The 25,775-nt window shown below is 68.1% G+C and carries 24 protein-coding genes and 6 pseudogenes; 11 read left to right on the top strand and 19 right to left on the bottom strand.

Annotated elements, in window-relative coordinates:
* Positions 1–57 precede the first annotated feature (57 nt).
* On the bottom strand, positions 58–222 hold the full coding sequence (locus tag IE212_RS27305; protein ID WP_190200712.1) for a hypothetical protein: 165 nt from the start codon (positions 220–222) through the stop codon (positions 58–60).
* Between the two features lie 29 nt (positions 223–251).
* On the opposite strand from IE212_RS27305, the pseudogene IE212_RS35150 reads away from it, so the two are divergent.
* Positions 252–353 (top strand): annotated as a pseudogene (locus IE212_RS35150) (IS5/IS1182 family transposase); the annotation flags it as partial.
* 30 nt (positions 354–383) lie between these two features.
* On the opposite strand, the gene IE212_RS27300 reads toward IE212_RS35150, so the two are convergent.
* The 3 genes from IE212_RS27300 to IE212_RS27290 form a co-directional block, all read right to left on the bottom strand.
* On the bottom strand, positions 384–1,208 hold the full coding sequence (locus IE212_RS27300) for an alpha/beta fold hydrolase (protein ID WP_190200627.1): 825 nt from the start codon (positions 1,206–1,208) through the stop codon (positions 384–386).
* A gap of 340 nt (positions 1,209–1,548) precedes the next feature.
* On the bottom strand, positions 1,549–2,469 hold the full coding sequence (locus IE212_RS27295; protein ID WP_190200626.1) for a hypothetical protein: 921 nt from the start codon (positions 2,467–2,469) through the stop codon (positions 1,549–1,551).
* A gap of 93 nt (positions 2,470–2,562) precedes the next feature.
* A complete protein-coding gene (locus tag IE212_RS27290; protein ID WP_190200625.1) occupies positions 2,563–3,633 on the bottom strand; it encodes a S1 family peptidase in 1,071 nt (356 codons plus the stop codon).
* Positions 3,634–4,451: 818 nt separating this feature from the next.
* Here IE212_RS27290 and IE212_RS27285 point away from each other — a divergent pair.
* Together IE212_RS27285 and IE212_RS35145 are read left to right on the top strand one after the other, a co-directional pair.
* On the top strand, positions 4,452–5,021 hold the full coding sequence (locus IE212_RS27285; protein WP_190200624.1) for a GNAT family N-acetyltransferase: 570 nt from the start codon (positions 4,452–4,454) through the stop codon (positions 5,019–5,021).
* Positions 5,022–5,180: 159 nt separating this feature from the next.
* Positions 5,181–5,447, top strand: a pseudogene (locus IE212_RS35145) (transposase); the annotation flags it as partial.
* Here the strand turns inward: IE212_RS35145 and IE212_RS27280 are convergent.
* Positions 5,425–5,952: a hypothetical protein gene (locus IE212_RS27280; protein ID WP_190200623.1), complete on the bottom strand. Its 528-nt coding sequence runs from the start codon at positions 5,950–5,952 to the stop codon at positions 5,425–5,427. The pseudogene IE212_RS35145 and the gene IE212_RS27280 sit on opposite strands and share 23 nt — an antisense overlap.
* 193 nt (positions 5,953–6,145) lie before the next feature.
* Here IE212_RS27280 and IE212_RS27275 point away from each other — a divergent pair.
* Positions 6,146–6,578 (top strand): annotated as a pseudogene (locus IE212_RS27275) (ISAzo13-like element transposase-related protein); the annotation flags it as partial.
* Here the strand turns inward: IE212_RS27275 and IE212_RS27270 are convergent.
* Entirely contained in the window at positions 6,484–7,332 is an 849-nt protein-coding gene (locus IE212_RS27270) for a helix-turn-helix transcriptional regulator (RefSeq protein WP_190200622.1), read from the bottom strand. The pseudogene IE212_RS27275 and the gene IE212_RS27270 overlap by 95 nt on opposite strands.
* Positions 7,333–7,468: 136 nt before the next feature.
* Between IE212_RS27270 and IE212_RS27265 the strand changes: the two genes are divergently transcribed.
* Positions 7,469–8,323, top strand: a complete 855-nt coding sequence (locus IE212_RS27265) for an NAD-dependent epimerase/dehydratase family protein (RefSeq protein ID WP_190200621.1) — start codon at positions 7,469–7,471, stop codon at positions 8,321–8,323.
* Positions 8,324–8,658: 335 nt separating this feature from the next.
* Here IE212_RS27265 and IE212_RS27260 read toward each other — a convergent pair whose 3' ends face one another.
* Positions 8,659–9,288, bottom strand: a complete 630-nt coding sequence (locus tag IE212_RS27260; protein WP_190200620.1) for a hypothetical protein — start codon at positions 9,286–9,288, stop codon at positions 8,659–8,661.
* A gap of 494 nt (positions 9,289–9,782) precedes the next feature.
* On the opposite strand from IE212_RS27260, the gene IE212_RS27255 reads away from it, so the two are divergent.
* A complete protein-coding gene (locus IE212_RS27255; protein WP_190200619.1) occupies positions 9,783–10,523 on the top strand; it encodes a class I SAM-dependent DNA methyltransferase in 741 nt (246 codons plus the stop codon).
* Here IE212_RS27255 and IE212_RS35135 read toward each other — a convergent pair.
* From IE212_RS35135 to IE212_RS27240, 3 genes are all read right to left on the bottom strand, one after another.
* Positions 10,474–10,779, bottom strand: coding sequence for a GNAT family N-acetyltransferase (locus IE212_RS35135; protein WP_268250801.1), 306 nt, complete (start codon positions 10,777–10,779; stop codon positions 10,474–10,476). The genes IE212_RS27255 and IE212_RS35135 overlap by 50 nt on opposite strands.
* Positions 10,780–10,982: 203 nt before the next feature.
* Positions 10,983–11,759, bottom strand: coding sequence for a calcium-binding protein (locus IE212_RS35465; RefSeq protein WP_190200618.1), 777 nt, complete (start codon positions 11,757–11,759; stop codon positions 10,983–10,985).
* Positions 11,760–11,823: 64 nt separating this feature from the next.
* The gene (locus tag IE212_RS27240) at positions 11,824–12,597 is read right to left on the bottom strand and encodes a calcium-binding protein (protein WP_190200617.1); all 774 of its coding nucleotides are present in this window, start codon (positions 12,595–12,597) and stop codon (positions 11,824–11,826) included.
* A gap of 468 nt (positions 12,598–13,065) precedes the next feature.
* Here IE212_RS27240 and IE212_RS35680 point away from each other — a divergent pair, with 468 nt between their 5' ends.
* Positions 13,066–13,299 (top strand): biotin carboxylase N-terminal domain-containing protein, encoded by a 234-nt coding sequence (locus IE212_RS35680; RefSeq protein ID WP_190200616.1) that lies wholly within the window; start codon positions 13,066–13,068, stop codon positions 13,297–13,299.
* A 221-nt stretch (positions 13,300–13,520) separates the two neighbouring features.
* Positions 13,521–13,721, top strand: a complete 201-nt coding sequence (locus tag IE212_RS27230; RefSeq protein WP_229864608.1) for a hypothetical protein — start codon at positions 13,521–13,523, stop codon at positions 13,719–13,721.
* A gap of 282 nt (positions 13,722–14,003) precedes the next feature.
* Here the strand turns inward: IE212_RS27230 and IE212_RS27225 are convergent.
* The 3 genes and pseudogenes from IE212_RS27225 to IE212_RS27215 form a co-directional block, all read right to left on the bottom strand.
* Positions 14,004–14,108, bottom strand: a pseudogene (locus IE212_RS27225) (lamin tail domain-containing protein); the annotation flags it as partial.
* Positions 14,109–14,297: 189 nt separating this feature from the next.
* Positions 14,298–14,657, bottom strand: a complete 360-nt coding sequence (locus IE212_RS27220) for a DoxX family protein (RefSeq protein ID WP_190200615.1) — start codon at positions 14,655–14,657, stop codon at positions 14,298–14,300.
* 172 nt (positions 14,658–14,829) lie between these two features.
* Positions 14,830–15,324: a cupin domain-containing protein gene (locus IE212_RS27215; protein WP_190200614.1), complete on the bottom strand. Its 495-nt coding sequence runs from the start codon at positions 15,322–15,324 to the stop codon at positions 14,830–14,832.
* A gap of 81 nt (positions 15,325–15,405) precedes the next feature.
* Between IE212_RS27215 and IE212_RS27210 the strand changes: the two genes are divergently transcribed.
* The gene (locus tag IE212_RS27210) at positions 15,406–16,257 is read left to right on the top strand and encodes a LysR family transcriptional regulator (protein ID WP_229864607.1); all 852 of its coding nucleotides are present in this window, start codon (positions 15,406–15,408) and stop codon (positions 16,255–16,257) included.
* On the opposite strand, the gene IE212_RS27205 is transcribed toward IE212_RS27210, so the two are convergent.
* Complete coding sequence (locus IE212_RS27205; RefSeq protein ID WP_229864606.1) at positions 16,226–16,684, bottom strand: hypothetical protein; 459 nt, start codon at positions 16,682–16,684, stop codon at positions 16,226–16,228. The two genes, IE212_RS27210 and IE212_RS27205, sit on opposite strands and share 32 nt — an antisense overlap.
* A 264-nt stretch (positions 16,685–16,948) precedes the next feature.
* On the opposite strand from IE212_RS27205, the gene IE212_RS27200 reads away from it, so the two are divergent.
* Positions 16,949–20,017: an NACHT domain-containing protein gene (locus tag IE212_RS27200; protein WP_190200613.1), complete on the top strand. Its 3,069-nt coding sequence runs from the start codon at positions 16,949–16,951 to the stop codon at positions 20,015–20,017.
* A gap of 382 nt (positions 20,018–20,399) precedes the next feature.
* Here the strand turns inward: IE212_RS27200 and IE212_RS27195 are convergent, their stop codons facing one another.
* The gene (locus IE212_RS27195) at positions 20,400–21,173 is read right to left on the bottom strand and encodes a class I SAM-dependent methyltransferase (protein WP_190200612.1); all 774 of its coding nucleotides are present in this window, start codon (positions 21,171–21,173) and stop codon (positions 20,400–20,402) included.
* A gap of 344 nt (positions 21,174–21,517) precedes the next feature.
* Positions 21,518–22,280: pseudogene (gene istB / locus IE212_RS35755) on the bottom strand (IS21-like element helper ATPase IstB).
* 431 nt (positions 22,281–22,711) lie between these two features.
* On the opposite strand from istB, the gene IE212_RS27185 reads away from it, so the two are divergent.
* Positions 22,712–23,419: an MBL fold metallo-hydrolase gene (locus IE212_RS27185; protein WP_190200611.1), complete on the top strand. Its 708-nt coding sequence runs from the start codon at positions 22,712–22,714 to the stop codon at positions 23,417–23,419.
* 24 nt (positions 23,420–23,443) lie between these two features.
* Here the strand turns inward: IE212_RS27185 and IE212_RS27180 are convergent.
* From IE212_RS27180 to IE212_RS27170, 3 genes and pseudogenes are all read right to left on the bottom strand, one after another.
* Positions 23,444–23,788 (bottom strand): annotated as a pseudogene (locus IE212_RS27180) (ATP-binding protein); the annotation flags it as partial.
* A 68-nt stretch (positions 23,789–23,856) separates the two neighbouring features.
* The gene (locus IE212_RS27175; protein ID WP_190200610.1) at positions 23,857–24,153 is read right to left on the bottom strand and encodes a transposase family protein; all 297 of its coding nucleotides are present in this window, start codon (positions 24,151–24,153) and stop codon (positions 23,857–23,859) included.
* A gap of 167 nt (positions 24,154–24,320) precedes the next feature.
* A complete protein-coding gene (locus IE212_RS27170) occupies positions 24,321–25,028 on the bottom strand; it encodes an alpha/beta fold hydrolase (RefSeq protein WP_190200609.1) in 708 nt (235 codons plus the stop codon).
* Positions 25,029–25,775 lie beyond the last annotated feature (747 nt).

Here is a 25,775-nt window from a genome sequence, read left to right as displayed (position 1 = left end):
TTCGGGACCGCTCACGCGCGGGTGCTGAGGCGAAAGCTCCGCCCGGACCCTCGCCGGTCAGGCCTGAGCAGCCACCGGACGCCTGCTCCCGGCGAAGGCCTTCGAGAGCTGCAGGAACAGCCGCACCAGGGCGGCCTCGACCAGGGCGACCGCGACCTGGGCCAGGACGCCCCGGCAGTATCGCCCCGATGAGGGACTCGGACGCCCCCGGGGCGGCTTCACCAGCAAGATCCGCCTCGCTGGGGAGGGTTCTGAAAACCTTTCGGGCGGTAGCCACGAGGTTCGACAAGCGCGCCTATGTCTTCCACGGCACCGTCACTGTCGCCGCTATCCGTCTGTGGCTCAGGCCGTGACGTGACCAGCCCGGCAGTCCCTGGACGGCTTCAGGAACACGGCAAGAAGCGAGCGATCTCCGCTGCCACGGCTTCGGGGACAACCGACGGTGCGAAGTGCATCTGGCCGGGGAACGTCGTGTAGGTGACGTGAGACAGTGCGGTCGCGAGCCGGTCGAGAGTTGCCGGCATCGGCTGCCAGGTGTCGGCGCCCCGCATCAGCAGCGTCGGGACGGTGACCGTGGACCAGCGCTCCACGTCCACCGAGTCGACGGCCATCGATTCGAGGTCACGGCACCAACCGGGCGCTTCCTCGGGTTCGTTGTCGGCGGACTCGCCCGCATCCATGAGGTCCAGCAGCGCGGCCGGGACGCGGGCCACCTTCTCCGCCAGCAGCCGATCGGCTCGCCGCCGGTCGCCGTTTGCGGTCAGTTCCTCGAACTCGCCCAACACGGGTGCCAGTTCATTGCCGGCCGCGTACAGCGGCGGTTCCCACAGCACCAGCGAGCGAATCGGCAGTCCGGCTGTTGCGGCGTGCAGGGCGACGGTGGCGCCATAGGACATGCCGACCAGGTGCACAGGGCTGCCGATCTTGGCGATCAGTGCCTCAAGATCGTCCACCTCGTCGGCAAAGCGCTTCGGTGATCGGCCCGGCCCGCTTGGGGCGTACCCCCGGCGGGCGGGCATCCAGAGCTCGAAGTGGTCGGCGAGGTGCTCGGCCACCGGCTGCCAGGAGTGCAGTCCACCGCCGGAACCATGGACCATGACGACCGGTGGCCCCGAGCCGAGCTGCCGGTAGCTGATGGCGGTGCCGTCGAAGGACTCAAACGACGCAATGACCCCGAAGGCCCCTGACAACTCGATCTCGCTCGGCATGCCAGCACCGTTGCACGGTCCATCCGGGCCGGTCCACCGAGTTTCCGCAGCTGAAGCAGACGCCGGCTCCATGATCCGCCGGACAGGCCCTGGGTTCGGACCATGACGATCACGTATGAGTGGCGAGGGGACGTCGACACCTCAGCTCTGAACGAGTTGCATGCCGAGGGGTTCGATCACCGGTCGGGCAGACGGACTGGGGTGCAAGGCCTCAGAAGCCGGGGAGCCTCCCCCTGAGTGGTGGACACCCTCGGCTGAACGGACTTCAACGGCTGGCTGCCAACTCTGCGGTTCGGGAACCAGGCATGCGCCAGCAGCGCAGCCTGTGTGGTGAAGCAACTCAGCTCGGCGATGGCCCGTTGGGTTCCCTGTAGGGAACCGGCCGACCTGTGTAGGCGTCCAGAAGTACACGGTCGCCCACCGGCCGGTCGAGCTTCACCGTTACGGACCGGGCCCGCAGCTCACTGCTGCATGGGCCGTCGCTCGAGTCGACGAGATACGCCGACAGCACCACGCTGCCGCTTGTTTCCCACACGTCTATGGCGGAGCCGTTATCGCAGGAGCCCTGGTTGGCCGTCACGGTGACGGAGCGGCCGTCCTCGGCGATCCTGGACAGGCCTCGCAGCGGTTCCAACTCCCTGGCGGACAACTGCCGCGCCGATGTGATCGGCGGATCGGGAAGTTTCGAGGGGGCCACAGCTGTGCGCCTGAGCGGTGTGTCGTAGCCCTGCACGGTGAACAGCCAGGCTGGGACCGTGGCTTTCCCACGGCTGGTGGGCACAGTCATCTCGCCGAGCTTCGCCCCCGTCACCACCAGACGCGGCTGTTCGGCGCCGTTGCGGTCCATGGCCTCGAACGCTGTCCTGGCCTCCAGGAGTGGGAGCTTGATCGAGCCTCCGCTCGACCAAGTCACTTCGACGTTCTTGGGCGCGCCCTCGGGCAGGTCCCCCTGCAGCACGAAGTTCTGCGACTCGAAGGCCTGCTGGTCGGCTTTGTTGTGCAGTCCCGTCTCAGGGAGTTGGACCGTTTCCCCCATCGGGTAGTAGCCGTTGCGCCATGCCGCAGCGGCGCTCGAGCCGTCCCAGGCTTTGGCGACGGCGTGGGCCCGGGCCGTCCGTGCTGGTGCCGGGTCTGTCTCCGGCGCCAGTGTGCCACGCTTGTCTGCCTTGTCATCGGCGCAGCTGGCTGTGGTTGCGCAGACCACAGTGAGCAGGGCGAGGATGAGCAGTGGCCGGACGGCGTTCTTGGCACTCGTTTGCATGGTTCCTCCCGGAGGAAAGGCATCAATGTGAAACGGCGCGCGTAGGACCGAGCCGGCCTGTCTTCTCTTCAGGACGAGGGCAGACAGAGGCCGCTAGTAGGCGGCGAGATCGTGGGTGATGAGCACTTGCTGCACCGGGTGGTAGAACGATGACCGGTCCGCCTGGGAATCAGTGTCGCCGCAGGGTTCGTCGACGTAGTTGCCACCGGACGTGATGCCCAGTGCCGTCGTGCCCGTGAACATGGCTCCTCCACTGTCGCCGCGGACGTTGCAAAGGCTGCTTTCGATCATGTTGTGGAGAGTCGCGCCTGTGTCATAGTTCACGGTCACGCTGGGATTGAGCACCATGCCATCAAGGTCCTGGCTCATGGTCCCCACACGCTTGACCTTCTCGTTGTCCACGACCCAGCGAGAACCTGTGATCTGCGACGCCGTTCCATCCTTGTACTGGACCATGCCGTCGGCGGCGACATCGGGATTGGTGTACTTGATCACGGCCCAGTCGCCGGGCTCGTAGGACCAGTCGGTCACGCTTCCCAGTGAAATGCCGCCGCTCCATCGATGCCAGGTGGTATTACCGCCAACCACGCAGTGTCCGGCGGTGAGCAGGTACCGCTGCCCGGTGCTGAGGTCGCCGTCGTTCGGAGTGACGCTGAACGCCGCACTGCAGAGGGTGCCTTGGCTGGACTCGATACCGAGGCCGCCGCGCATCTCGTAGGCGGTTTGCTCGATCCTGCCGGAGTGCCGCTCGACGCGCACGGCGTCACCATGAGCCGCGGCCACCTCGTTGATCCGCTCCCGGTCGGCGGCCGATACGCCGTCGTATATCTTGACGACCACCTGGTTGCTGCTGGGATTGGCACCCCACGAGGTGTTCGGAATGCCTGCCAACTCGTCGAGATCGTTTTGTGCTGAGGTGAGCGCCGCCGTGCTGTGGGCGACGACCTTTGCCGTTCCGCCTGCTTCACGGACGGATGCTGCGGCGGCTTGGTCGGTCACGGCAAAGACGAGACGCCCGTCTTGGCGGTAGACACCGGCAGTGCGGTTGGGGCCGAGCTCCGCTGTCAGGGCGTCCGCCTGGGCAGGATCAGTGAGTGGTGCAGGTACCGCATGGGCGGCGGATACGGTCCACGCCGAGGGCAGCACGCTGATTGCCATCGCCATGAAAGCCGCGTACAGACCAGATCTTCTCATCTTCTCCCCTGGGGCTTGTGGTGATCAACAAGCCAGAGGAGGGTGTCTGTCGCTGGTTGCCCGTGAATGAACGGCAGTTGGACAACCTGCCAGGTGAGAGCACGTTGGCTCATTTTGTCAGAGACATGGCGAAAATTGCCGCATCCCGGCATCGTTCCGTGGCGGTTCCCTGGCCTGCTGAACCCGCTTGCTCTGGAGCAGTGGAACAAAGCAACGCCCCGCTGCCTTGCGGCAAGCCCCGTGCAGCAAGCAACGGCAAGAGAGAGACGCCGACAACGTCGAGAAGCCAACGTTCTCGCTCTGGTCAGGAGCGAACCCTGAGCAGGGTCGCGAGGGCCGAGCTGGGCGATCTCGCCCTCGGCGCCGGCGAGGCTGACCCTCAGTCCCTCGACCTCGCCGAGCCAGCCCCCTCGTTCGGCCTCGGTGACGCGGTCGACCAGGTTGTCTCGGATCTCGACCAGTCGGCCGCGCTAAGCGCGGTCGGATCAGAGCATCGGGCTGCGGACGCAGGCGTGTCTGGTTGGTGAGGACGCCCTGGTCGGCGCGGCAGACGAGGTAGCCGCGTGAGGTCAGGCCACCTGGAGAAAGCCATTGGTTCCACGGACCCATGGGTCGTCTCCTTCGTCGTGCAGCCGGTTGGCGAGTACCTCTTGGAGACGCCTCCTGGTGCCGCGCCTCGTGGTGGAGTGGGGCTGTCGGGCGCTGCTGTAAAAGGCGTGGCTGCCCGTCAGTCGTGATGCGACGATCAGTTCCGCATCTTGATCCATATCCGCATCCCGGAGGTCCGTATGGACGTCACCTCGCTGCTGCCGCTGATCACGCCCCGGTTGTCGCTGCGTCTGTTCACTCCCGGCGACGCCGAAGACCTGTACGCCTACCAGAGCCTGCCGAGCGTGGCGCGCTACTTGTACCGGCCGGCGCACACGCGGGAGCGCAGTGAGCAGGTTGCGGCCGAGCGCGCGGCGCACTCGGTTTGGCGCGCCGACGGGGACAAGCTGGCGCTTGCTGTGTGCCGACGCGATGAGCCAGGAGTCCTTGGCGAGGTGACACTCACCCTGGCCAATGCCCGCGCCGCCCAGGCCGAGATCGGCTGGACTCTCGACCCACGTCACCAGGGGCACGGCTATGCGACGGAGGCGGCCAAGGCGCTGGCCCGGTTTGCCTTCGACAGGCTGGGCGCGCACCGGCTCTACGCACGGCTGGATGTGGAGAACGCCGGGTCTGTGCGGGTCTGTGAACGCCTCGGGATGCGTCGGGAGGCGCACCTGGTCGAGAACGACCTCGACGGGGATCGCTGGGGCAGCGAGTACATCTACGCGGCGCTGGCCGCGGACATTGGCGGTCAAGTGGGCAGTTGAGCCCGACGCCGCCTCCTGTTCGTCACCTTCCATATGGAGGAATCCTGGTATGTCGGGTGGAGGTGGCCTGTTCGAGGTAGTTGCGGCGGTGGTGGCGGAGCCGCAGACCGCGCCGATGGTGCCGGCGAAGAAGACGTTCCGGGTGTTCGTCCCGATCAGATGATGTCGCTACCGCCGTCGCTGGATGAGTGGTTGCCGCAGGACCACATGCCGCGGTTCGTCGCCGAGTTGGTCCGAGATCCTGGACGTGGTCCCGACACAACCGGGGGCGCTCGTCGCGGGCGATCGAGCGCCGGTGCGTGGACGACATGTGGCCTTCCACTACCTGGCCGCCGGGCCGCCCCGGATTACCGGTCGATATCCAGGTTCCGGGCCCGGCACCTGGATGCCCTGGCCGGGATCTTCACCCAGTCGCTGCTCGCCGCCGGCGTGCGAGCTGCTTCACCGCGTTCTCACGGATGATCTCGTTTTCGGCGTCGCGCAAGCCCTCGAGGGCTTCCCGGGCCTCCGGGCCGGGAATGCCGCCGAGCGCCCAGATCGCCTTCACCGCGAGCGCCCGGCAGTCGTCGAAGTCCAGGTGCTCGGGAACCCAGCGAGTCGCCAAGACCAGCGTCGGCACCGTCCTGGGCGAGTGGAGCGTGCCCAGCATGGACACGATGTCCTCGTGGCCCCTGTGCCATTCGGCAGGGAACAGCTCTATCAACAGCTCCAGGAACTCCTCGACCGAGGCGTCGGCGGCGCCATGAACGATCAGCGCCATCTCGACGTCGTCGGCGTCCTGGCGCTCCATGGCATCCTGGAACAGCCGGAGCGCCAGGGCCCCACCGTCGGACTCGCCGAAGTGGGCGAGCACCTCGTCGAGCGTGCGCGTCGGACCGTCACCCAGTCCGACCGCCAGGTCCATGATCAGATCCTGCTCCTCAGGGGTCATCGCCCCACCACCTTCCATGCGTTGAACGGCCGCCACCCCGGGTGGAAGGGATGCAGATCCGCCAGGAGCCACGTCCGAGCCAGGATCCAGCGGGACTGGGCCGGAGCGTTCCCCACAATGTTCCGTTCAAAGGCATCGGTGCGATTCTCGCTGCCACCGCCGAGCAGGGCCGAGTCGATAGAGGCACCTGAACACCCGGGCCTGGAAACTTTACCTCGCCCGCCTGGCCGCCGAGACCGGCCTGACCATCACGGTCTGCCATCTGCCGCCGGGCACCTCGAAGTGGAACAAGATCGAGCACCGGCTCTTCCCGCACATCACCATGAACTGGCGCGGCCGCCCGCTGACCAGCCACGAAGTCATCCTCGAATCGATCGCCGCGACCACCACCCGCACCGGACTGCGCGTGAAGGCCCGGCTGGACACCGATATCCCACCGGCATGGGTGTCGGCGACGCGGAGATGGCAGCCTGCCGCTGACCCGACACACCTTCCACGGCGAGTGGAACCATGCCCTGGGCGCGCACGCGGTCAGGAGCTCGTCGGCGTCAGGTCCTGCAAGCCCACCACCCGCAGCAACTGCAAGCGCTCGGACGACTCCGTGCCCGGGCGGGCCGTGTGGATGACGAGTTGCTGGTTGTGGTCGGAGTTGACGAGGATCTCGCAGTCGAGTTCGAGGATGCCGATCGCAGGGTGCCGGAAGCGTTTTGTGGCGGCGCGGCGTACGGCGACCTCGTGTTCGTCCCAGAGGTGGGCGAACTCCTCGCTCGCGGCGCGCAGTTCGGCGACGAGGGAGGCGGGTTCGGGGTCCGTGGGGCGGGCCGAGGCCACCGCTCGCAGGCCGGCGACCTGCTCGCGGGCGCGCTCCGGGCGGTCCTCGGGCGGGAACAGCTCCTGGACCGCCGGGTCCAGGAAGAAGCGGCGGATCATGTTGCGTCCTCGGGGCGGGCGGGCGAGCACGTCTCCGCTGAGCGCCCGCGACAGCGCGTTCTGGGCCAGGACCTCGCCGCAGTCGGTCACCACCATCGCCGGGGTGTCGTGCAGCCGGTCCAGCACCAGGAGCAGGCCCGGGCGCACGTGCGTGCTGGTCGCCTCCCGGCGCGGCGGCTCTTCACCGGTGAGGTGGAAGAGGTGGTCGCGTTCGTCCTCCGTCAGGCGCAGGGCGCGGGCCAGTGCGGTGAGCATCTGGCGGGACGGGCGCGGGCCCCGGGACTGTTCCAGCCGCGTGTAGTAATCCACGGACATGCCGGCCAGCTGGGCCACCTCCTCGCGGCGCAGCCCCGGCGTACGGCGCCGGACTCCGGCTGTGAGACCCACGTCGGAGGGGTCCAGGCGGGCGCGAGCACGGCGCAGGAAGTCGGCGAGTTCGGCTCGGTTCACCCCTCCAGGGTGTGGGACGCCGGCCGGCTTATCCAGGGACTCTCGATCCCCTGATGAAGAGGTCTCTCCCGGTCGTCCCCGCATCCACCGAGGCTGGTCACCGACGAAAGGCGACACAGTGCGTGAGGAGCACATCATGCTGACCTTGGTGACCGGTACAACGGGACAGATCGGACGCCGCTTCGTGCCGAGGCTGCTGGCCCAGCGGCAGCCGGGCGAGCAGGTGCGGGTCCTGGTACGGGACGCGGCCCGCGGCGAGCGCTTCGCGGAGCTGGGCGCCCAGGTCGCCGTAGGAGACATGCGCGGCGAGGAGACACTCGGTAAGGCGCTCGCCGGCGTGCACGCCGTCGTGAACGTCGCCGCATCCTTCCGCGGGGTGCCCGACGAGGAGGCGTGGGCCGTCAACCGGGACGCCGCGGTAGCCCTCGGCCGCGCCGCGCAGGCCTCCGGCGTGGAGCGGTTCGTCCAAGTCAGCACGAACAATGTGTACGGCGTCGGACGGGGCCGCCCGCTGACCGAGGCGGACGAGAGCCGGCCGGGCGGCGAGATGTGGGGCGCCTACCCCGAGTCCAAGGCCGAGGCCGAGCGCGAACTGCTCGCGCTCAAGAGCCTGGACGTACGCATCGGGCGGCTCCCCTTCGTCTACGGCGAGGGCGACCCGCACCTCGCCGACTCCTTGCACTGGGCCGCCCGTTGGGCGCCGCACCAGCGCCTGCAGATGGCCCACCACGCGGACGTCGCCCAGGGCCTGATGCGCCTGCTGTACGCGCCGGGCATCGCCGGCCGGATCTACAACATCGCCGATGACGCCCCCGTCACGACGGTCGAGCTGTACCAGCTCAACGGCGTCGAGGTGCCCGCCGGGCTCCACGAGCTCACGGACCCCGACCCGTGGTTCGGGATCATGTCCAACCAGCGGATCCGCCGGGAGCTCGGCTTCCGGCCGATCTACCCGAGCGTCTGGACGGCCCGGGACGCCGGAGCCCTGTGACGGTCACTGCGCCGGGTCAGTCCACCCCTGTGATCCGCCCCACCAGCACCGCCTCCGCCACGCCGATCACGGCCACCACCAGGGTACGGCACCCGATAGCCGCCCAGGTACGTCACGATCGGCGCGGCAGGGGCGGGCGCCACGACCTGCGGCAGCGCGTTCACCACGTTGATCACGCCGGGGTCTGCTGGTGACACGTAACGCGCCGTATCGGTGACAACCACTGTGCTTCGCCCGACTGAAGCCGCAGTTCAGCGGATGCCAGGTAGGTGTCACATAGGCAGGCTGGTTGTCACTGACGGCGTTGTGGGTGGTTGTCGATGTGACTGAGCGCTTCAGTTGGCCGGTGAGCGGCCGAGTCGGCCGGCCGAGCGTTCGACGTCAGGCGCCTGGCGGGTCCAGAGGGTTAGGTCGCTGCTGGTGGCGACGGCGAGGGTGCGTCCGGACGGCGAGAAGCCGGCGGCTCGCAGTTCGGAGTAGTTGGAGTCGAAGATGTGCCACCAGCTTTCGCCGTGCGGTCCGTTGTGGGGGATGCCTCCGTCAGCGGACAGCAGGACGCGGTCGTGCGGCCACTCGGGGCTGACGACCTCCAGGGTCCAGCCGTCCTCGGTGGTGGTGTGCAGGCCGCCTCCGAAGAGTCCCGCGATGCGTACTCGGCTCGAGGCGATGGGGCCGAGCCCTGGGCAGGAGAGATCTGGCACTGCGTCCGGGGTGCTGCCGTCGGGGTCAGGGTCACGGTCCCGGGCGATCCTCTCGCCGGTGACGGTGTCGAAGAGCCCGTGGCCGTCGACGGAGACAACCATGACCAGGTCGCGGCCATCGTCGGGAGCGAGAGCGAAGCCGACGCCGAGCAGGCCACCGATAGGGATGAGCCCGTTCGGGACCGCGTGCCACGGGACAGGCGGCGCAACGACAGGGACGGACAGAAACTGCTCTCGCAGACGCCGCTGGTAGTCGGAGATCAAAGTTCCTCCAGTAGGGCTGGTGATCAGTTGTGCGGTGCCGGTGGAACACGTTGTGTCGCTCCCTGGTCCAGACGGCGCGTAGTGCCGGGTCGGGGGAGAGGTGCGGTGGGCAGGGTGCGAAGTCGGGATCGCCTTCGGTGACGAGGGTCCACATGTAGGCGCTGACGGCCAGGCGCCTGCGGTCGTCGCTGAGGGGCTTTCGGTGGCTGGTGAGGTCCGGGAGCCGGGTGAGCATGTGCTGCCAGTGTCGCTCACCGTGTCCTCAGCGCCGTTGTAGTGTCCACGCTCATCGCGGTCGGCGGGGTTGTACTTGGTTATCCGGTAGGCGAGGACGGCGGCACGCTGCTCCCTGGCCTGTGGGAAGGGGATGTCAGCGTAGTTCCTGACAACGGCCTGCCGGATGCCTGGCGCGACCTTGTGCGCGGTGCACGCTGCGCCGCGGAGAACGTAAATGCGTCGACAGCGCCCCTCGGCACCCTGCAGAGTGGCCCTCCGTGACGAGCAGTGAGCTGTGGACCCGTGCGACCGCCGACCGCTACGACGCCGAGGAAACCGAAATGTCCTCGGCTGCCGTTCTCGGACCGACTCTCGCCTTCCTCACCGACCTCGCCGGAGAAGGCCGGGCACTGGAGTTCGCCATCGGAACCGGACGAGTGGGAGTCCCGCTCCGGGAACGCGGCGTGCCGGTAGTGGGCATCGAACTGTCCGAGCACATGGCAGCGGTGCTGCGGCGCAAAATCGACGAGGACAGGCTCCCGGTGGTCATCGGGGACATGGCCACCACCGTCGTTCCCGGTGAGTTCACCCTGGTCTATCTCGTCTACAACACCATCACGAACCTGCTCACCCAGGACGAGCAGGTCGAGTGCTTCCGCAACGCCGCACGGCATCTGGAGCCCGGCGGCCGATTCGTCATCGAGCTGGGTGTGCCGCCGCTGCGGCTCCTGCCACCCGGCCAGGTCGCGGTGCCGTTCGATGTCTCCGAGCAGCATCTCGGCTTCGACACCTTCGACCTGGTCGAGCAGATCCTCGTCTCCCACCACCTCACCCGCGACGGCGACGACGGCCACTACCGCCGCGACAACTCCCGGCACCGGTACGCCTGGCCGGCAGAGCTCGACCTGATGGCACGGATCGCCGGGCTCGAGCTGGAAAGTCGCGTCGCGGACTGGGACGGGTCCCCGTTCACCCAGGACTCCACGAAGCACATCTCTGTGTGGCGCAAGCCAACCTGAGGTCGGCCACCGGGCTGTCAATGTAGCCGCGCCTGTCTTGAAACTTCTCAATCACGTTGCTCGGGGGCCTCGTTGAGCGGATCTCCACGGCGAACAGGCTGAAGCCCCGCGTGTCCCACTCACGCTCCATTGCCTCGATGCCGCGGCGAGTCTGCTGTTCGTCACGGACACCGCCGTCACCGATCCACCGCATCACCTCGGGATCTGCATTGACAGCTGCCATGGGCACAACGTCATCCGCGCGCCAACGACGCAGGACTCATCGGGGAGTCTCAACCATGACCATCCGAGCATTCTGGCTTACGGACGAACCCCGAACCTTCCTACCTGGGACTTCCGACACACGGCCTAGCAGTCGTTCATCACCGGCTGTCATCCTGCCGCCGGACAGCCGCTACGGCTGTCCGGCGACGCCTCCACCCGATTGGGCAGCGCAGTACTGAGGAAACGAGTGGTTGATCAGGGGCAGTTGACGGCCGTATCGCCGGTGTCGCGGTTGCAGGTGTCGAAACCGAGGCCGCCATCGAGGCCGTCGTTGGCGATGACGTTGTCCACGGCGTTGAGGGTGTCGCTTCCCTCGCCGCCGATGTGCGTGTCGTTGCCGCGGCCTCCGGTGAGGGTGTCGTTGCCCTGGGCACCCTCGAGTGTGTCGTTGCCGTCGTCGCCGTTGAGAGTGTCGTTGCCGGCATTGCCGTAGATGGTGTCGTTGCCGGCCAGCCCGGAGATCGTGTCGTTGCCGGGGCCACCGTTGATGGTGTCGTTGCCCGGCGTCGCCCGCAGGCCAGTGGCATCCGGGTCGTCGCCGACGAGCCGGTCCGCCCGGGGACCGCCGTTGAGGCGGTCGTCACCCGCACCGCCGATCACCGTTCCGGCGGCTTCCAGGTTCGGGGAGATGCTGACGCTGTCATCGGAGTCGTTGGCGTTGACCCGTATCGATGTGACGGGCAGCGGACACTCCGCCGTGTGCGTCCCCGTCGACTGACAGGGGGCAACGGCGGACACGGTGTCCCCCGCGTCCGTCACCACGACAACGTTGCCCTGACGCCGGATGGTGATGTCATTCGCCACACCCTGGGCGGCCGTGACGCTAAGGGTGTCGCCCACCGCCTGCACGACCGTGGTGTCCGCCAGGCTTCCGCCGGGGGCCGCACCGGGCGCGGCGGAGGCGGCGGTCAGCGGAGCGCAGGTGAGTGCGCCGAGGGCCACCACCGTGGTGCAGATACCTCGTGTTCTCATCGGTGCCCGCCTTTCGTGTTGTCTCGCCGTGTACGGGTGCTGGCGTGCTGCTCACTCACGCTGGTCAGGGGCATCCGCTGACGTTGTCTCCCAAGTCGGCGCGGCAGTCGTCCACGTCAGCGCCGCCTTCGACGTAGTCGTTGCCGCTGACGTTGTCCACGGTGTCGATGGTGTCCCGGCCGTTGCCGCCCTCGGCGTAGTCGTTGCCGGCGCCAGCGACGATGCGCTCGTTGCCGCTGCCGCCGTAGATCACATCGTTGTCGGCACCGCCGTCCACGATGTCCGAGCCGCCGCGTCCCTCGATGGAGTCGTTGCCGGAGCCGCCGAAGATCCTGTCCGCCTCGGCTCCACCGGTCAGGGTGTCGTTTCCTGCGACGCCGGAAAGGAAGTCGGATCCCTCGTCGCCTTCGAGGGTGTCGTTGGCGGATCCGCCGTAGAGGTTGTCGTTGCCGGCACCGCCGATGAGGGTGACGCCGAGGGCCGCCAACGAGGAGGTGACGGTGTCGTCCTGGTCGCCGGCGTTGACCACCAGTTCGGTCGTGTCGGCGGCCCTGCAGGCGACTTCGGTCGTGCTGATGGCGGTGCAGTCGCCGGACGGTGCGACCGTGTCTCCGGTGTCTCTGATTCTGATGTTGCTGCCCGACTGCCAGACGCTGATCGTGTTGCCCCGGCCGACTCCGGCGGTGACCGTGATCGTGGTGCCGGTCTTGTTCACCAGCGTCGTGGCGAAGAGATGTGGCGTCGGTGCGTCGGCCGCGTGGGCCACGCCAGGGAGGCACAGAGCGAAACCGCACACCGTGGCCAGAAGTGCCCCGGTGCGATGGTGCGTTCTCTTCATGACCTGCTCCTGAAATAGGGCGTTGAATGTCGATCTCGCAACAGTGCGCAGTGCTTCCCGGCCGAAAATGCCGTGTTCGCTCGAAGGAGCGTTGCCGTTTGCCGTTTGCCTTCTGCTGACCGCGGCCGGGACCTGATAACCGGCTCCGGCGGAGTACCGGGGGAAAGGGTGTGGCCGCAAGCGCCGAACGTTCGGTGCGGCCCACCCCGGCGCGACACCCGAATGTCCCTGCTGCATTTAATAGCCTCAGTCCGCGCAGACTCCTCCCATTCCGCCATGGCCGACGCCTGCTCGACCGGTGATCGGCGCTGGCGCTTGGGCACCCAGAGCATGTCGGGATGTGAAGCCGTGCTGAAGCCGAATTTGCGCCATTGCCGAACACAAGGGTCTCCGCGCGTGGATCGTCGCCCTGGCCGGGAATGGGATCACCTGGGGCATGCCGTCGTTTGACTTGCATCTGCCCCGGAGGTGTCAATCAACGATTCACTCGTACCGCATTCAATTGTCGCGGTACGGGTGATCCGCGCAGCCCGCGAGCTGGACCTGCCGATTGTGGCGCTGCGCTCCCGCGACGAGGCGGACGCGCTGCACGCCCGCATGGCCGACGAGGTGTGGTGCTCGACGAACGCGAACTGCTGCACTGGACCCGCCCCCGGAGCCACTGGCACCTCACGACGCCCCGCCACAGGCCCACCCCCTTGAATGGCACTCACATGCCGGCGAGCCAGGCTACGAAGCCCGGACAACTCTCGCAAAGACCGTCCCACGCCATTGTTTGGTTGCCGCAGTGGCCCTCCCGAACAATCCGCCGGCCGTTGGAATTGATGCCGCAAGCCCGGAAGACCTGTCCGGGCAGGGGCTGCCAAGACAGCCGTCAGGAACCAGGCGCAAGCCTGCACGCAGCCCTCCACCGTTCCGAAGCCGTGGAGTCGTACCTGATCCAGAGCTGGCCCGCCGCACACCAGGACGCTCTCCTGGTGAAGGCGACAGACACCTACGGGGTCCAGGTACGAGCCCAGCCGGCCAACGACACGACCGTCATCGACCACGAGGACTCACTCGACACCCAGACCGGCCGGGAACGCGACATCCTGCGCAGGGCTGGACGCGGCGACTACTCCTGACCCGCGAATCCTGCGCGCCTTCGGTTGGGGCGGCACAGCCGCCCCAACCGAAGAACGCTGGGTAACCTGGCAGGGCGTTGAAGGCATGATCTACGGCCCCGCGATACGCGGTGGAGGTCACGATGGTGCAGAAGGCCCGGCAGCGTGCAGGTGAGCACGGCTGGACTGCCGACGTACCGCAGGGCCCCGGTGTGCGCAGCGTCCCGGGCCGCACCGGAACGGCTTGAGGGCCGGCTGCGTGCCCCGCAGCCGGCCCTCGCCTCTATCTCATCCGGTTCGTGGTCAGCCGTGGAAGGTGATGTGCCCGTTGCCGTCGCGGTCGTTGCCGGACTTGGTGTAGGAGTGCACAGCGGCGCGGGCGCCGGACGGCTTGTAGAAGTAGACCGTGAGCGTTTTCAGAGTGGCCACCGGTCGGGTGACGGGGTGGCTGGCATTGTTCACGAGTTTCGACAGCAGATGTACGCCTCACCGCGCAGCGCGGTGGACGGCGGCGTGTTCGATGTTCATGAGAAGTGACAGCGGCCGTGAGGCGGCTGGCCGAGCAGTCGCCTCCGCCGGTCGAGGACTGAGCCACGGTCACGGCCTGGTGGCCAACCAGACGGTCACGGCCGCGGTGGCGGTGAGTGCGACATTGAGTGTGATCCGGCGATCTTCTCCGGTCAGGTGAACGGCGATCGCACCGGTCTGCAGAAGTACGAAGCCGAGGGCTGCGGCCGACGCCAGCCAAGGAGCGGTACCGGTCAGCGGTGGCAGGACCAGACCGGCCGCGCCGAGTATTTCGACCGCCCCCAGCGCCCTGAGGGCGGGCAGGGGAATACGGTCGACCCAAGCCATCATCGGTCGGAGTTGATCGCGGCTGCGGATCACCTTCAGCGTGCCTGCGTAGAAGTAGAAGAGCGCGAGCAGTCCCGCGACGATCCAGTAGGCGATGTTCATGGTTTCCGTTCACGGGGCCCCGGTTCGCGGGGTCCTGTCGATTGCGTCGAGTGCCAGGAAAGCCCCTGGAGACGGCCGGTCCGTCGTCCGACGGGTTCGGAACGCGAAGGCGGGAGCGCCACGGCCCCAGAGGCCGAAAGGAGGGCGGCCGGGCCGTTCCGTCCCGCCGACTTCAGGCGAGGTCGGTCGCGGGCTGTGTCGCGTAGCGGCTCATTGTGGCGACGTTGGCCTGTGGCGTCAGCGGCTGTCCGGATGCGAGCACCTCATGAAGGTCTCGGAAGTACTGCACATACAGGTCGGGTGTGAATGTGCTGAGCATGACGGCGGGTTGGTCGGTCAGGTTGGCGAAGGTGTGCGGGGTGCCGGGCGGAACCATGACGAGCGTCCCCGCGGCGGCGTTGTAGTCTTCGTACCCGACGGTGAACCGCACGGTGCCGGAGAGGACATAGAAGCCCTCGTCGTGTTGGCCATGGCGGTGCTGCGGCGGGCCCTGCGTGTGCGGGGCGAGGACGGACTCGGCGATCGCGAGGCGGTGCCCGGTGTGGCTGCCGTCCTCCAGAACGCGCATGCGCGTGGCGCCCAGTACGATCGTCTCGCCGTCGTGGGGACCCACCACCGATACGGCGGGGTCGGCCTGCGGCTCTCTGGTCTTCGCTTTTTCGGTCATGGTCACGAGTGCACCTCCGGGACCTCGCCGGTGTCCAAGACCTATTCAGCAGAGCCGATACCTCATGGGTATCGTTGCAGCGTGGAGCTACGGACCTTGCGCTACTTCGTGGCGGTCGCCGAGGAACTCCACTTCGGCCGGGCCGCCACCCGACTGCATATGAGTCAGCCGCCGCTGAGCCGGGCGATCAAGCAGTTGGAAGCCGAGGTCGGGGCCCTGCTCTTCGCCCGCTCGACCACCGGCGTCACGCTCACTCCAGTGGGCGCGCTGCTGCTCGACGAGGCGCGAGCCCTACTCGACCACGCCGACCGCGTCCGGTTGCGTGTGAGCGCAGCAGCCGGCGTCGCGACTATCACCGTCGGCATCTTGGGCGACGGCACCGACCCGGGAGTGGCCAGGCTTGCCGCGGCCTACCGCCGAAACCACCCCGGAGTCGACATCCGCATCCGCGACACCGATCTGACTGACCCGACGTGCGGACTGCGCGCTGGACTGGTCGACGTCGCCCTCACCCGGGCACCGTTCGACGAGACCGCCCTGACGGTGCGTGCGCTGCGGACCGATCCGGTCGGCGTGGTCCTGCGCGCCGACGATCCGCTGGCCCGCCACGATGAGCTGCGGCTGGCCGAGCTGCGCGACCGCCGGTGGTTCCAGTTCCCGCAGGGCACAGACCCCATCTGGCAGTCGTACTGGAACGGTGGCAGGCCGCGGGAGGGACCAGTGGTGCGCGCCGTCCAGGAATGCCTGCAGGCTGTGCTGTGGAACGGCACGGTCGGCCTGGCCCCGCTCGGACACGACCTGCCCGCGGAGTTCACCGTGGTGCCGCTGATCGACATGGCGCCGAGCCGAGTGGTGGCGGTGTGTAACGAAGGAGACACCAACCCGTTGACCCGATCATTCATCAAGATCGCGACAGCCGCGTACCGCCACTGAGGATCGGCAATGGCGCTGCCGCAGCTCGTGAACGATGCGAACGCCGCAGCCCTCGTGACCGCCTCCGGAAATGGTGAAGATCTGCTGTCGCTTCTCGTGAACAAAGCCAGACGGGCACAGTGCCGCACAGCCGTACGCCGTGCAGCGCGCCCATGAGTTCGCTGGTTGTCTCCCACAACTGGGGCAGCTGGCCCAGCAGTACCTTGTCCGCCGCACGTCCGGCCTCGCGCCGCAGGTGGGCGAACTGGTAGGCGTAGCCGAACGAGCGCGTGGAGGCGTCCAGCAGCCGCCGGTACGCCTCCGCCCGGTCTTCCTTGCTGCCCAACCGGGGGACGCCCGTGGGCCGGTAACGCCCGATCAGCGCGGAGGTGACGCTGCCCGTGGCCTTGACACCGGCAGCGGCGACACCCGACGTCGTGAAGGTCATGCCCGGTTCTACCACCTGGCGAACGCGGCGCGGTCCGGGTCGGCGCAACAACCGCACCACGCGGGCCGCGCACTTCAGCCGCTCCTGGTGCTGTGGCGGGCGCGCGCGAGAGGGCTGGGAGCAAAGCCGGACGCTCGCCCCATCCGGAGCCGTTTCGCGCCGAATCCCTCGCCCGGCACGGAAGTTGGTGATCCGCTGACTCCGCCGGGGCCGCCGTGACACGATGCTGACCTTGGGTGCGCGGGCGATCACGGGGGTGCGGCGGTGTCGCGCAGGTTGCTTTCGTTCGGGGACGCGCTGGCGCTCCTCGGGCAGGATCCACCCGCGACGGCCTCCGTGGACCGGGCGGTCGGTGGCGCGCTGAACCTGGCCACAGGCGGCCTGAGCGGCGAGGTGCTCGGCATGCTGGGCGAACGCGGACGCATCCTGGGGCTGGGTCGGGCGGCGACCCGGAGCCTGGGGGACCGCCTGCGCGGCGCCGACGGGCGCGCGGCGCGCACCCGGCTGCTGGAGGCGGCCCATACGGTCATCGTCGTGCTGGCATTCTTCGAAGTGCTCCAGGAGACTGAGCTCCCTTTCTCTTGGGACGACGTACGCCTCACTCGCCGGGAACAGATGCGGCTCGTGACCGGCCGGCCGCCCGCACCGGAGGGGCTGGCACAGACTCTGGCTCAGGTCGATGCACCCTGTCCGGCCCCGCATCTCCCCTACGAGGACACCCTCGTCGCGCTCGGGCAGTGGTACGAGTCCCTGGGCGGCCGCATCACGCGCTTCCTGGAGGGACTCGACCTGTGGGCCCGGCTGCCGAGCCGTGAAAGGCAGACAGCCACGGACATCGTGCACCAGAGACTGCCGCGCCGTGCGGTGGAGCGGTACGAGGAGCTGTACCGCCGACTCGTCCAGGAGGCCCCGGAGTTCCTCTACTGGACCGGTCAGCTGGAGCACCAGGCGACGAGGGCCGAACTGCGCCGGGCGCTCGCGCAACTGGAACAGGTCCTGGCGTCCTCCGCCGCTCTGAGCCACCCCCCGGAGCATGCGGCGCAGGCACTGGCACGCGCCCACCAGGCGGCGCTCGGCCGCCGCATCCTCGCCGCTGACTCGCCTCCCGAAGGCATGCGCATGCCCACCCTGGACGAGGTCTACCTGGACCCCGACTTCAAGGTGCGCGCCGTCGGCGACCACGACAACCCCGCCGACGAGGAGTGGTGGGCCGGGGTACCGGTGCGCAGCGACCTGACGGACTACCTGGCCGGCGCCCTCACCTCACCGGGTCTCTGGGACGTTCCGCTGCTGGTGCTCGGGCAGCCGGGCGCGGGCAAGTCCGTCCTCACCCTGATCCTTGCGGCCCGGCTGCCCGCCACGGGCTTCCTGCCCGTCCGGGTGGCGCTGCGCGACGTGCGGGCCGACCACGACCTCCAGGACCAACTGGAGCAGGCCGTGCGCGACGCGACGGGGGAGCGGGTCGGCTGGCCGGAACTGGTCCGTTCGGCCGGTACGGCAGTCCCCGTCCTGCTGCTGGACGGCTTCGACGAACTCCTGCAGACCACCGGAGTGCGGCAGAGCGACTTCCTCACACGCGTCGCCCGCTTCCAGGAGAGGGAGCGCGAACAAGGCAGGCCCGTACTGGCGTTGGTGACCAGCCGGACCGCGGTCGCGGACCGGGCCCAGCATCCGCCCGGCACGGTCGCCCTCCGGCTCGAACCCTTCCAGCCGGACCAGATCAGGGTGTGGATCCAGCAGTGGAACAACCGCAATGCCCGCAGCCTCGTCGCCCGTGGAATATCCACCCTCAGCTGGGAGTTGCTGGCACCGCACCGCAGACTGGCCGAACAGCCCCTGCTGCTGACCATGCTCGCTCTCTTCCACGGCGCCGGAAACGACTTCCAGGGCGAGGACGGCCGTCCCCTGGACGAGGCCGAACTCTACGAGGCTCTGCTGATCTCGTTCGCGCGGCGTGAGGTGCGCAAGAGCGCCGGGGACACCCTGTGGGACAGCCAGGTCGACGAGCGCGTCGAGAGCGAGTTGCAGCGGTTGTCGATCGTGGCCTTCTCCATGCTCAACCGCAGGCGCCAATGGGTGTCCAGCAAGGAACTGCAGGACGACCTCCAAGCCATCTACGGGCAGTCGGAGGAGCGGTCGGACAGCTTCCGCAAGCCGCTGGACCAGGCCGAGGCTGCGCTCGGCCGGTTCTTCTTCGTGCAGCGGGCCCAGTCCATCCGGGACGGGGAGCGGCTGTCCAGCTACGAGTTCCTGCACGCCACGTTCGGCGAGTACCTCGCCGTGCGCCTGGCGGTCCAGCAACTGGTACGGCTCCTCGGCCATCGGCCTGCCCTGCTGCGGAGCGCGGAGCCCCTGGACGACGACCTCCTCTACGCCTTGGTGTCGTTCGCGCCCCTGTTCTCACGGCAGATGCTGAGATTCGCGCACGCGTGCGTCGCCCGGCTCTCGGCGGAGGAGCGGGAGCGGATCGCCGACCTGGTGGTGCGGGTGCACTGGGAGCGGGGCCGGGAGGAGCGGGGGGACAAGCGGTCGTACCCGACGTACAGCCCGCGCCGCATGCGTGTCTCCTCGCGGCACGGCATCTACAGCGCGAACCTCGTCATGCTGGTCGTCCTGCTGACCAGCGAGACGACGGCGGCAACCCTGTTCCCTGCTGAGGACGACCCCGGTGAGGCCTGGCACGCCCACACACTGCTGTGGCGCGCCTCGCTCCCGGAAGTGGAGTGGGCGGACTTCGCCCTGGCCCTGAACGTCAGTCACGTCAGGGACGCCGCGGGCCGGGACCTGCGTATCTGCCTGCGGCAGGAGGACGACACCGCACGCCCCGAAGTCGTCGACGCCCACTGGATGTACCAGGTAACGCCGCGCGAGGCAGGGGACGTGACCTGGCACGTCGCCTACTGGGACGACATGTGGCACAAGGCCCGTCTCGCCGCCGGGACGACCGAGGGCGTGCTGCTCCAGGTCGCCCAGCCGCTGCTGGAGTCGCTGGGGCCGCTGGTGACCACCTTCAACGGTGGCGGGGGCCGCCCCGCGACCTCCGTCGTGCACGACTTGCTGCGGCTATGGCTGGACGCCGGGTCGGCACTACCGGACGAGGAGGTCAGGCAGTTGTACGCGCGCGTTGCCGCCGGACTCGACACCGCCGGGCCGGACGTCACGGTGGGTCGGCGCCTGCTGCCCCTGCTGTCCGACCTGGTTGACCGGGACCGCGACCGGTTAGGGTCGCACGCCCGCCCGATCGTGGAGGCCTTGGTCTCCTGCCTTCCCGCGGAATTGAGCGAGCACATGAACAGGCACCACGCCGACCTGTTCGGCCTTCCCTCCGGATGAGCCGTGACCACGGGGCCGGCCGCACGGACCGCGCACCGGACTTCCGCGCACCCGTAAGAACGGCCGCGCCTGGGCGTGGCCGGGACGTGGATGCCGCGGCAGCCGGACCTGCTGGGAGCTTCTTTGTGGACGATCGCGAAACTCCCCAGGCGGAAGTTCACGTAATTCCCCAGCTACTGACGTGAGCTGACGGTGAGGCAGACCGTGAGCTGTTTCCAGCCTCAGCTTGAGCAGGTCAGATGCAAGGTGAGGACCGCACCCGCAGCAACCGCTTCAAGCGCTGAACACTTCGCGAAGAACCCGCTGCAGGCGGTCGCGAGCTGGCAGGTCGGCAACGACGACGAAAGGCGGATCAGCGCGCCGGCTCAGACGTGCCTCGCGCCTAATCGCGGCTGGCGACCACCAGGTATCCATCGCTCTCGGGGTCGAAGGTGGTGGACTGCACCGTGAGCCCAACGCTCCGCAACTGCGCCACGAGGTCCTCGTACCGGTAGGGCCAGATGGACAACCGCTCCGAGCAGGCTCGCACCGCCCCATCCGGCTCGATCTGGGCGACCGCGATCTCGAGGAAGTGTTCCTGCTCCCAGCGCTGCTCGATCTGCCAGTAGTAGCTGACGACCGCATCGCGGTCGTTACGGCGGATGAGTCGATCGCGGACGTCTACCCGTGAGCCGGCGGAGCGCACGAGCTCCCAGTTGCGTGAGTGGAGCACAAGGCGTCCGCCCGGATTCAGCAGCCGCGACATCGCGTCCAGTGCGGTCAGGCGCCCGGCTGCGCCCTCAGCGTGCCCGAGCGAATTGCCGACACAGAACACCAGATCGAACGTGGAGTCCTCCAGGTGGTCGGGCAGCTCGTCCCAACTCGCGCGGAGGGCTCGAAGCGAGACACCCTGCTCGTCGGCGACCTTCTCGGTCCGGCGAACCATCCCATCACTGGCGTCTGCGGCGACCACGTCAAGGCCAAGACTCGCGAGACCGACGGCGAGCTGGCCGGTTCCACACGCGCAGTCGAGGACGCGCGCGTTGGGCGGCAGAGAGCCCACGACATCGCTGTAGTAAACCGCGGCTGCCTTGGCGGGGGTCAACCTGTCGTCCCCGATCAGCCACTCGTACACGTCGGAAAGCGCCTCATAACCAGCCACCGCGATAACCTCCATCACTCGACGACACCGCGGGCCAGACCGCGCCTGAGATTCGGACCTTGCGCCTCGCACTGTGCCGGGCCGTGTCAGCGAAGCATTGAGCAGGACCCAACCACTTCCGGCCGCTGAGACTCCACCGGATTTCGTGGGCAACCGCGACACGCCGCACAGACGCAGGTCCCCACTCCACCGGCGCCCCATCGGCCACGATGGGGGCCGCGGCCGGCAAGCGCGCGTTCACTGCGGAGCGCTTTTAGGCACTGCCATCCAAACTGATTGCCGAAACGCCGCCTCCGGATGAAGGACCGCCAGCGACCGCCTCTACTGCCAAGTATCCCGACGACGTCCACGGGTTTTTCCTATTTGGTCTTGTCGGTGGGGTGGTTCCTGGGCCGCTTGTTCGGGCGGTAGCTGGGTCCGTTCGTGATCACCTGATGGCTGGTGTTGATGAGCCGGTCCAGGAGGGACTCGGCGACGACGGGGTTGGGGAAGAGGGGATACCAGTCGCTGGGCGCCCTGTTGCTCGTGATGATCAGAGACCGTCCCTGCCGCTCGGAGACGAGTTCGTAGAGGTCGTCGGCCTGGGCCGCGGACAGCTGGCGCACGGCGAAGTCGTCGAGGATGAGGACGTCGGGGCGCACGAGTTCGTGGACGCGTTCCTCCCATGTGCGGTCCGCGTGGCCGCCGGCGAGGTCGGCGAGGATGCGGCTGGTCTTGGCGAAGCGGACGTGGGCGCACTGGCGGACGGCGAGGTGGCCGAGGGCCTGGGCGATGTGGGTCTTGCCGACGCCGACGGGGCCGAAGAGGATGACCGATTCGCCGGCGTGGAGCCAGCGCAGGGCTCCCAGGTCGCGGATCTGGGCGGCGGGCAGTTTCGAGGAGGCGGTGTGATGTCGAACTCCTCCAGGGTGACCTGCTGCTCGAACCCAGCCCGCTGCAAACGCCGTTGGAACGCGACGGTCTCCCGGCGGGTGATCTCGTCCTGACAGACATCTGGAGGAAGTCGAGGTGGCCGAGCTCGCCTCCGTGGGCCTGGGCGAGGCGAGCGTCGAGGGTCTCCAACATGCCGGACAGTCGCAGGGCCTTGAGCGACTCCCGCAGGGCGGCGTCCATCACGGTCATCGGGCTTCCACCTCGGCTTCGTCGTGCACCTGGTCGTCGTGGTCGTCATCCGTCGCGTCGGGGGTCGCGACGGTGGCGAAGAGCCGGGCGGGGCCGTGCAGGAAGGCCGCAGCCCGGCATCACCGCTGGTCTCGGGCTCGGGCTCGGGGTCGGTTTCGGTGCCAGCGATGAGGTGCGCGACTTCCCCGAACTCGCGGAAGAGGTCGGACGACGCGCCGTCACGATGAGCCAGGCCGACGCCGACGCCGCCCACCGTGAGCGCACCGCGCAGATGATCCGGCTGGCAGAGCTGATGGCCGCGGGGGGCCCCGGGTTCCGGGCCGGGCTGGCCCCAGTTGGCGGTTGTCAACGGAGCTTGTGACCGGGCACGTTGTTATCTGCTGACGGCGAAGCGGAGAGTGCACGGCTTCGACGGTGCCTAGGTTGTTCGTATGGAGATCGTTGAGCTGTTGCCGGAACTGCATATGCTCCGGTTCGAGGTCGGGCAGGCGTATCTGTGGCGTGACGCGGACGGGGTCACGTTGATCGATTCTGGGGTTGCGGGGGCCGGTCCGGCAGTCGCCGATGCCATCTTGAGCATGGGCTCGAAGCCCGGGGACCTGCGGCGTATCGTGCTCACCCACTTTCATGAGGACCATGCTGGCGGTGCTGCCGAGATCGCCGAGTGGGGTGGGGTCGAGGTGTTCGCGCACCGTTTGGACGCCGGGGTGATCCGTGGGGAGTCACCGGCTCCGTCACCGGTCTTCACGGATGCTCCGGCCTGGGAACGTGCCTTGTTCGAGAGCAAGCCGAAGCTGCCACCGGCACCTCCGGTGCCGGTGGACCACGAGGTGGGTGATCAAGATGTGCTTCCCTTCGGTGGCGGGGCTCGCGTGGTGGCTGCGCCAGGTCATACTCCGGGCAGCACTGCGTTTCATCTCCCTGCCTTCGGGGTGCTCTTCCTGGGCGACGCTGCAGCGAACGTGGGAGGCAAGACCATGGTCGGCGTGTTCAACACCGACCGCTCTCGTGCACTGGAATCCTTGCGGGCCTTGAGCCGGCTGGATGCGGAAGTGGCATGCTTCGGTCACGGCGAGGCGATTGTGGGATCGGCTTCGGCAGCTCTGCGTACTGCGGCAGCTTCCTCAAGCGGCAGTTGAGGATGTGGCGGACATGACGGTGGATCATTTGTCCGAACCTTGCTGCTTGGCTTTGGTCCGGGCAAGGCGGTAGGACTCGGTGCCGGTCTCGATGATCGTGCCGTTGAAGGTGAGGTCGACGATGGCCGCGCAGAGCCGTGGGTCGGTGAAGGTCTTCGTCCAGCCTCCGACCGACTCGTTCGAGGCGATGGCCACGCTGTTTTTCTCCTCGCGTTCGGTCAGAGCCCGGAACAGCATCTCGGCTCCGCGACGGTCGAGTTCGAGGTAGCCAAGTTCATCGATGCAGAGCAGGTCGACGCGTCCGTAGCGGGCGATGGTCTTGGTCAGCTATTTGTCGTCGGTTGCCTCGACCAGCTCGTTGACGAGTTTTCGCCTCCTGGGCGGCCGGGCCGGCCGCCTGGCCGCCGACCTTGCCCGCGGCATCGATCCCCACCCGGTCATCCCCCGTACGCCGCCCGCCTCCGCCACCGTCCGCTCGACCTTCCCCCCGGCACACCCTGGACGGCGCCGAAGTCCGCACTACCCTCCTCCAGACCGGCGAGCAGCGGGCGGATCTCGCCGATGGCTTCGGTGACGGTGGAGCGGCCGACCCTGTACAGCTCGGCGAGCGCGGGGTGCGGGAGCTGGGTACGCAGGTGGACCAGTGCGACCAGCACCCGGTCGGTGAGCACCAGTTCGTGCTTGCGGCCCGCCTCCGAGGCACGGTGACGCTTCCCTCCTCGCCGCTGATGCACTGCCGATTCCCGCTGGGCCTGCCACGGCCCGGCCAACTCCTCGATCAAACTGCCGAGGTGTGCACGCGAGACGCCTGTGAAGGCAGGATGGGACAACACCGGGCCCACTTCTTGGTCACACTCGAAGAACCGTGCGGCCGTTCACACGTCACGGCCTGTGACCGTGCTCATGGTTGGCGGGCAGGATGGAGGTTCTCCTGCAGGAACGCCGAAACCGCCTCGGTGAACGCCTCCGGCGCTGCGTGGTGGATCAGGTGTCCGACTGGGATGGTGACCAATCGCCCGCCGGGGATGCGGCGGGCCAGCTCGGCGACGCCGTCCTGGGGAACATGGCTGTGTGGGCCGCCTGCGAGCACGAGGGTCTTGGCGGTGATCTGGCTGAGTCGCTCCAGCCATCTGGGGTCAGGCACATCGATCTGCCGCCTGACTGCCAGCACCATCTCCCAGTCGAAGGTCAGGGCGCCGTCCGGCCTGGTCGGGGGGGTCTGCTCGCGGGGACGCGGGATGGGAACGTCCTCCAGGATGAGCCGGCTCACCCGCTGCGGATGGTGCTGTGCGAGCAGGTAGGCCACGATTCCGCCCATGGAGTGCCCGATCAGATCCACTGGGCCAAGTCCCAGTGTGTCCATGAACCGGAGCACATCGGCCTGCATGAGTTCGAGCGAGTAGTCCCCCGGCCAGTCGCTTCGGCCGTGACCGCGAAGATCGAGGGCATACGCCCGTCGACTCCGGGCGAGGACGGGCACGACCGCCTCCCAGTCGGTGGCATCCTCGCCCAGCGCGTGCAACAGGACGAGCGGCGGAGCATCCGGCGGACCCGAGATCTGATAGGCCAGCCGGAGCCCGCCAACGTCGACCGAGCGTTGATCAACCATGTCCGGAGGATATGCGGGCGGGTCCTGTCGGAGGATCGGCGTTCACCAGCGGCCGAACCACCATCCCAAGTCAGCACCCCGGGCCCTCAGCCACACGGTTCTCGCCCCGACCTTCAATAGCCGACAACACCGTTAGGTCCCGAGAAGCGGCTCGTGCCCCCTGAGGCCAGCACGTCGAGAGGGCCAATCTCGTTCGCTAACGGATCTGATCGGGAGCACCTGGTCCAGGCCACCAGCCCCCCTGCCGAGACGCCTGCACGCAGTCGGCGCACCGACACAGGCCGCGGCCGGTTCGCAGTCCGAACCGCAAGCTCACACCCTGGGCCTGTGAGCTGGTGGAACCACTCGTGTGACACGACGTCAACTCCCATGGAGGGAAGTGACATCAGGTGCGACTTCCTCACCCGCGACGAGGGTCGACACCCTACGGACACGAACATCCTTCCCAGCTTGTGTCCCCCGTCGCCCTGACCGAGGACAACATCAAGCCACGGTCATCAGGGACGGCATCTGCAAGGTGTCCTAGATCGGCACGAGGGACAAGGCGCACTGCTCGGAGACATGCTGAAATGGGGAGCCTCCTCCGCAACGGCTAGATTCGGCACGCCAACCACGAGTTGCTGGGGGACGCCATGACAGATGAACCGCAGCAACACTCCGAGCCCGGGCCCCTGTTGAACTTGGGCTGCCTGATGTTGCTGGTGGTATTCGGCGGCCTGGCGACGATGCTGTACGGCCTGGGAGTGC

Source organism: Streptomyces djakartensis (genome assembly GCF_014651075.1).
GTDB classification, from domain to species: domain Bacteria; phylum Actinomycetota; class Actinomycetes; order Streptomycetales; family Streptomycetaceae; genus Streptomyces; species Streptomyces djakartensis.
The sequence above is the reverse complement of the archived record's forward strand: the minus strand, read 5'-3'. Positions and strand labels throughout refer to the sequence as shown.

Coding starts and splice junctions, on each gene's coding strand:
- IE212_RS27300 (WP_190200627.1), bottom strand. CDS start 1,208: ATGCCGAGCGAGATCGAGTTGTCAGGGGCCTTCGGGGTCATTGCGTCG.
- IE212_RS27295 (WP_190200626.1), bottom strand. CDS start 2,469: ATGCAAACGAGTGCCAAGAACGCCGTCCGGCCACTGCTCATCCTCGCC.
- IE212_RS27290 (WP_190200625.1), bottom strand. CDS start 3,633: ATGGCGATGGCAATCAGCGTGCTGCCCTCGGCGTGGACCGTATCCGCC.
- IE212_RS27285 (WP_190200624.1), top strand. CDS start 4,452: ATGGACGTCACCTCGCTGCTGCCGCTGATCACGCCCCGGTTGTCGCTG.
- IE212_RS27280 (WP_190200623.1), bottom strand. CDS start 5,952: ATGACCCCTGAGGAGCAGGATCTGATCATGGACCTGGCGGTCGGACTG.
- IE212_RS27265 (WP_190200621.1), top strand. CDS start 7,469: ATGCTGACCTTGGTGACCGGTACAACGGGACAGATCGGACGCCGCTTC.
- IE212_RS35465 (WP_190200618.1), bottom strand. CDS start 11,759: ATGAGAACACGAGGTATCTGCACCACGGTGGTGGCCCTCGGCGCACTC.
- IE212_RS27240 (WP_190200617.1), bottom strand. CDS start 12,597: ATGAAGAGAACGCACCATCGCACCGGGGCACTTCTGGCCACGGTGTGC.
- IE212_RS27220 (WP_190200615.1), bottom strand. CDS start 14,657: ATGAACATCGCCTACTGGATCGTCGCGGGACTGCTCGCGCTCTTCTAC.
- IE212_RS27215 (WP_190200614.1), bottom strand. CDS start 15,324: ATGACCGAAAAAGCGAAGACCAGAGAGCCGCAGGCCGACCCCGCCGTA.
- IE212_RS27205 (WP_229864606.1), bottom strand. CDS start 16,684: ATGACCTTCACGACGTCGGGTGTCGCCGCTGCCGGTGTCAAGGCCACG.
- IE212_RS27195 (WP_190200612.1), bottom strand. CDS start 21,173: ATGGAGGTTATCGCGGTGGCTGGTTATGAGGCGCTTTCCGACGTGTAC.
- IE212_RS27185 (WP_190200611.1), top strand. CDS start 22,712: ATGGAGATCGTTGAGCTGTTGCCGGAACTGCATATGCTCCGGTTCGAG.
- IE212_RS27170 (WP_190200609.1), bottom strand. CDS start 25,028: ATGGTTGATCAACGCTCGGTCGACGTTGGCGGGCTCCGGCTGGCCTAT.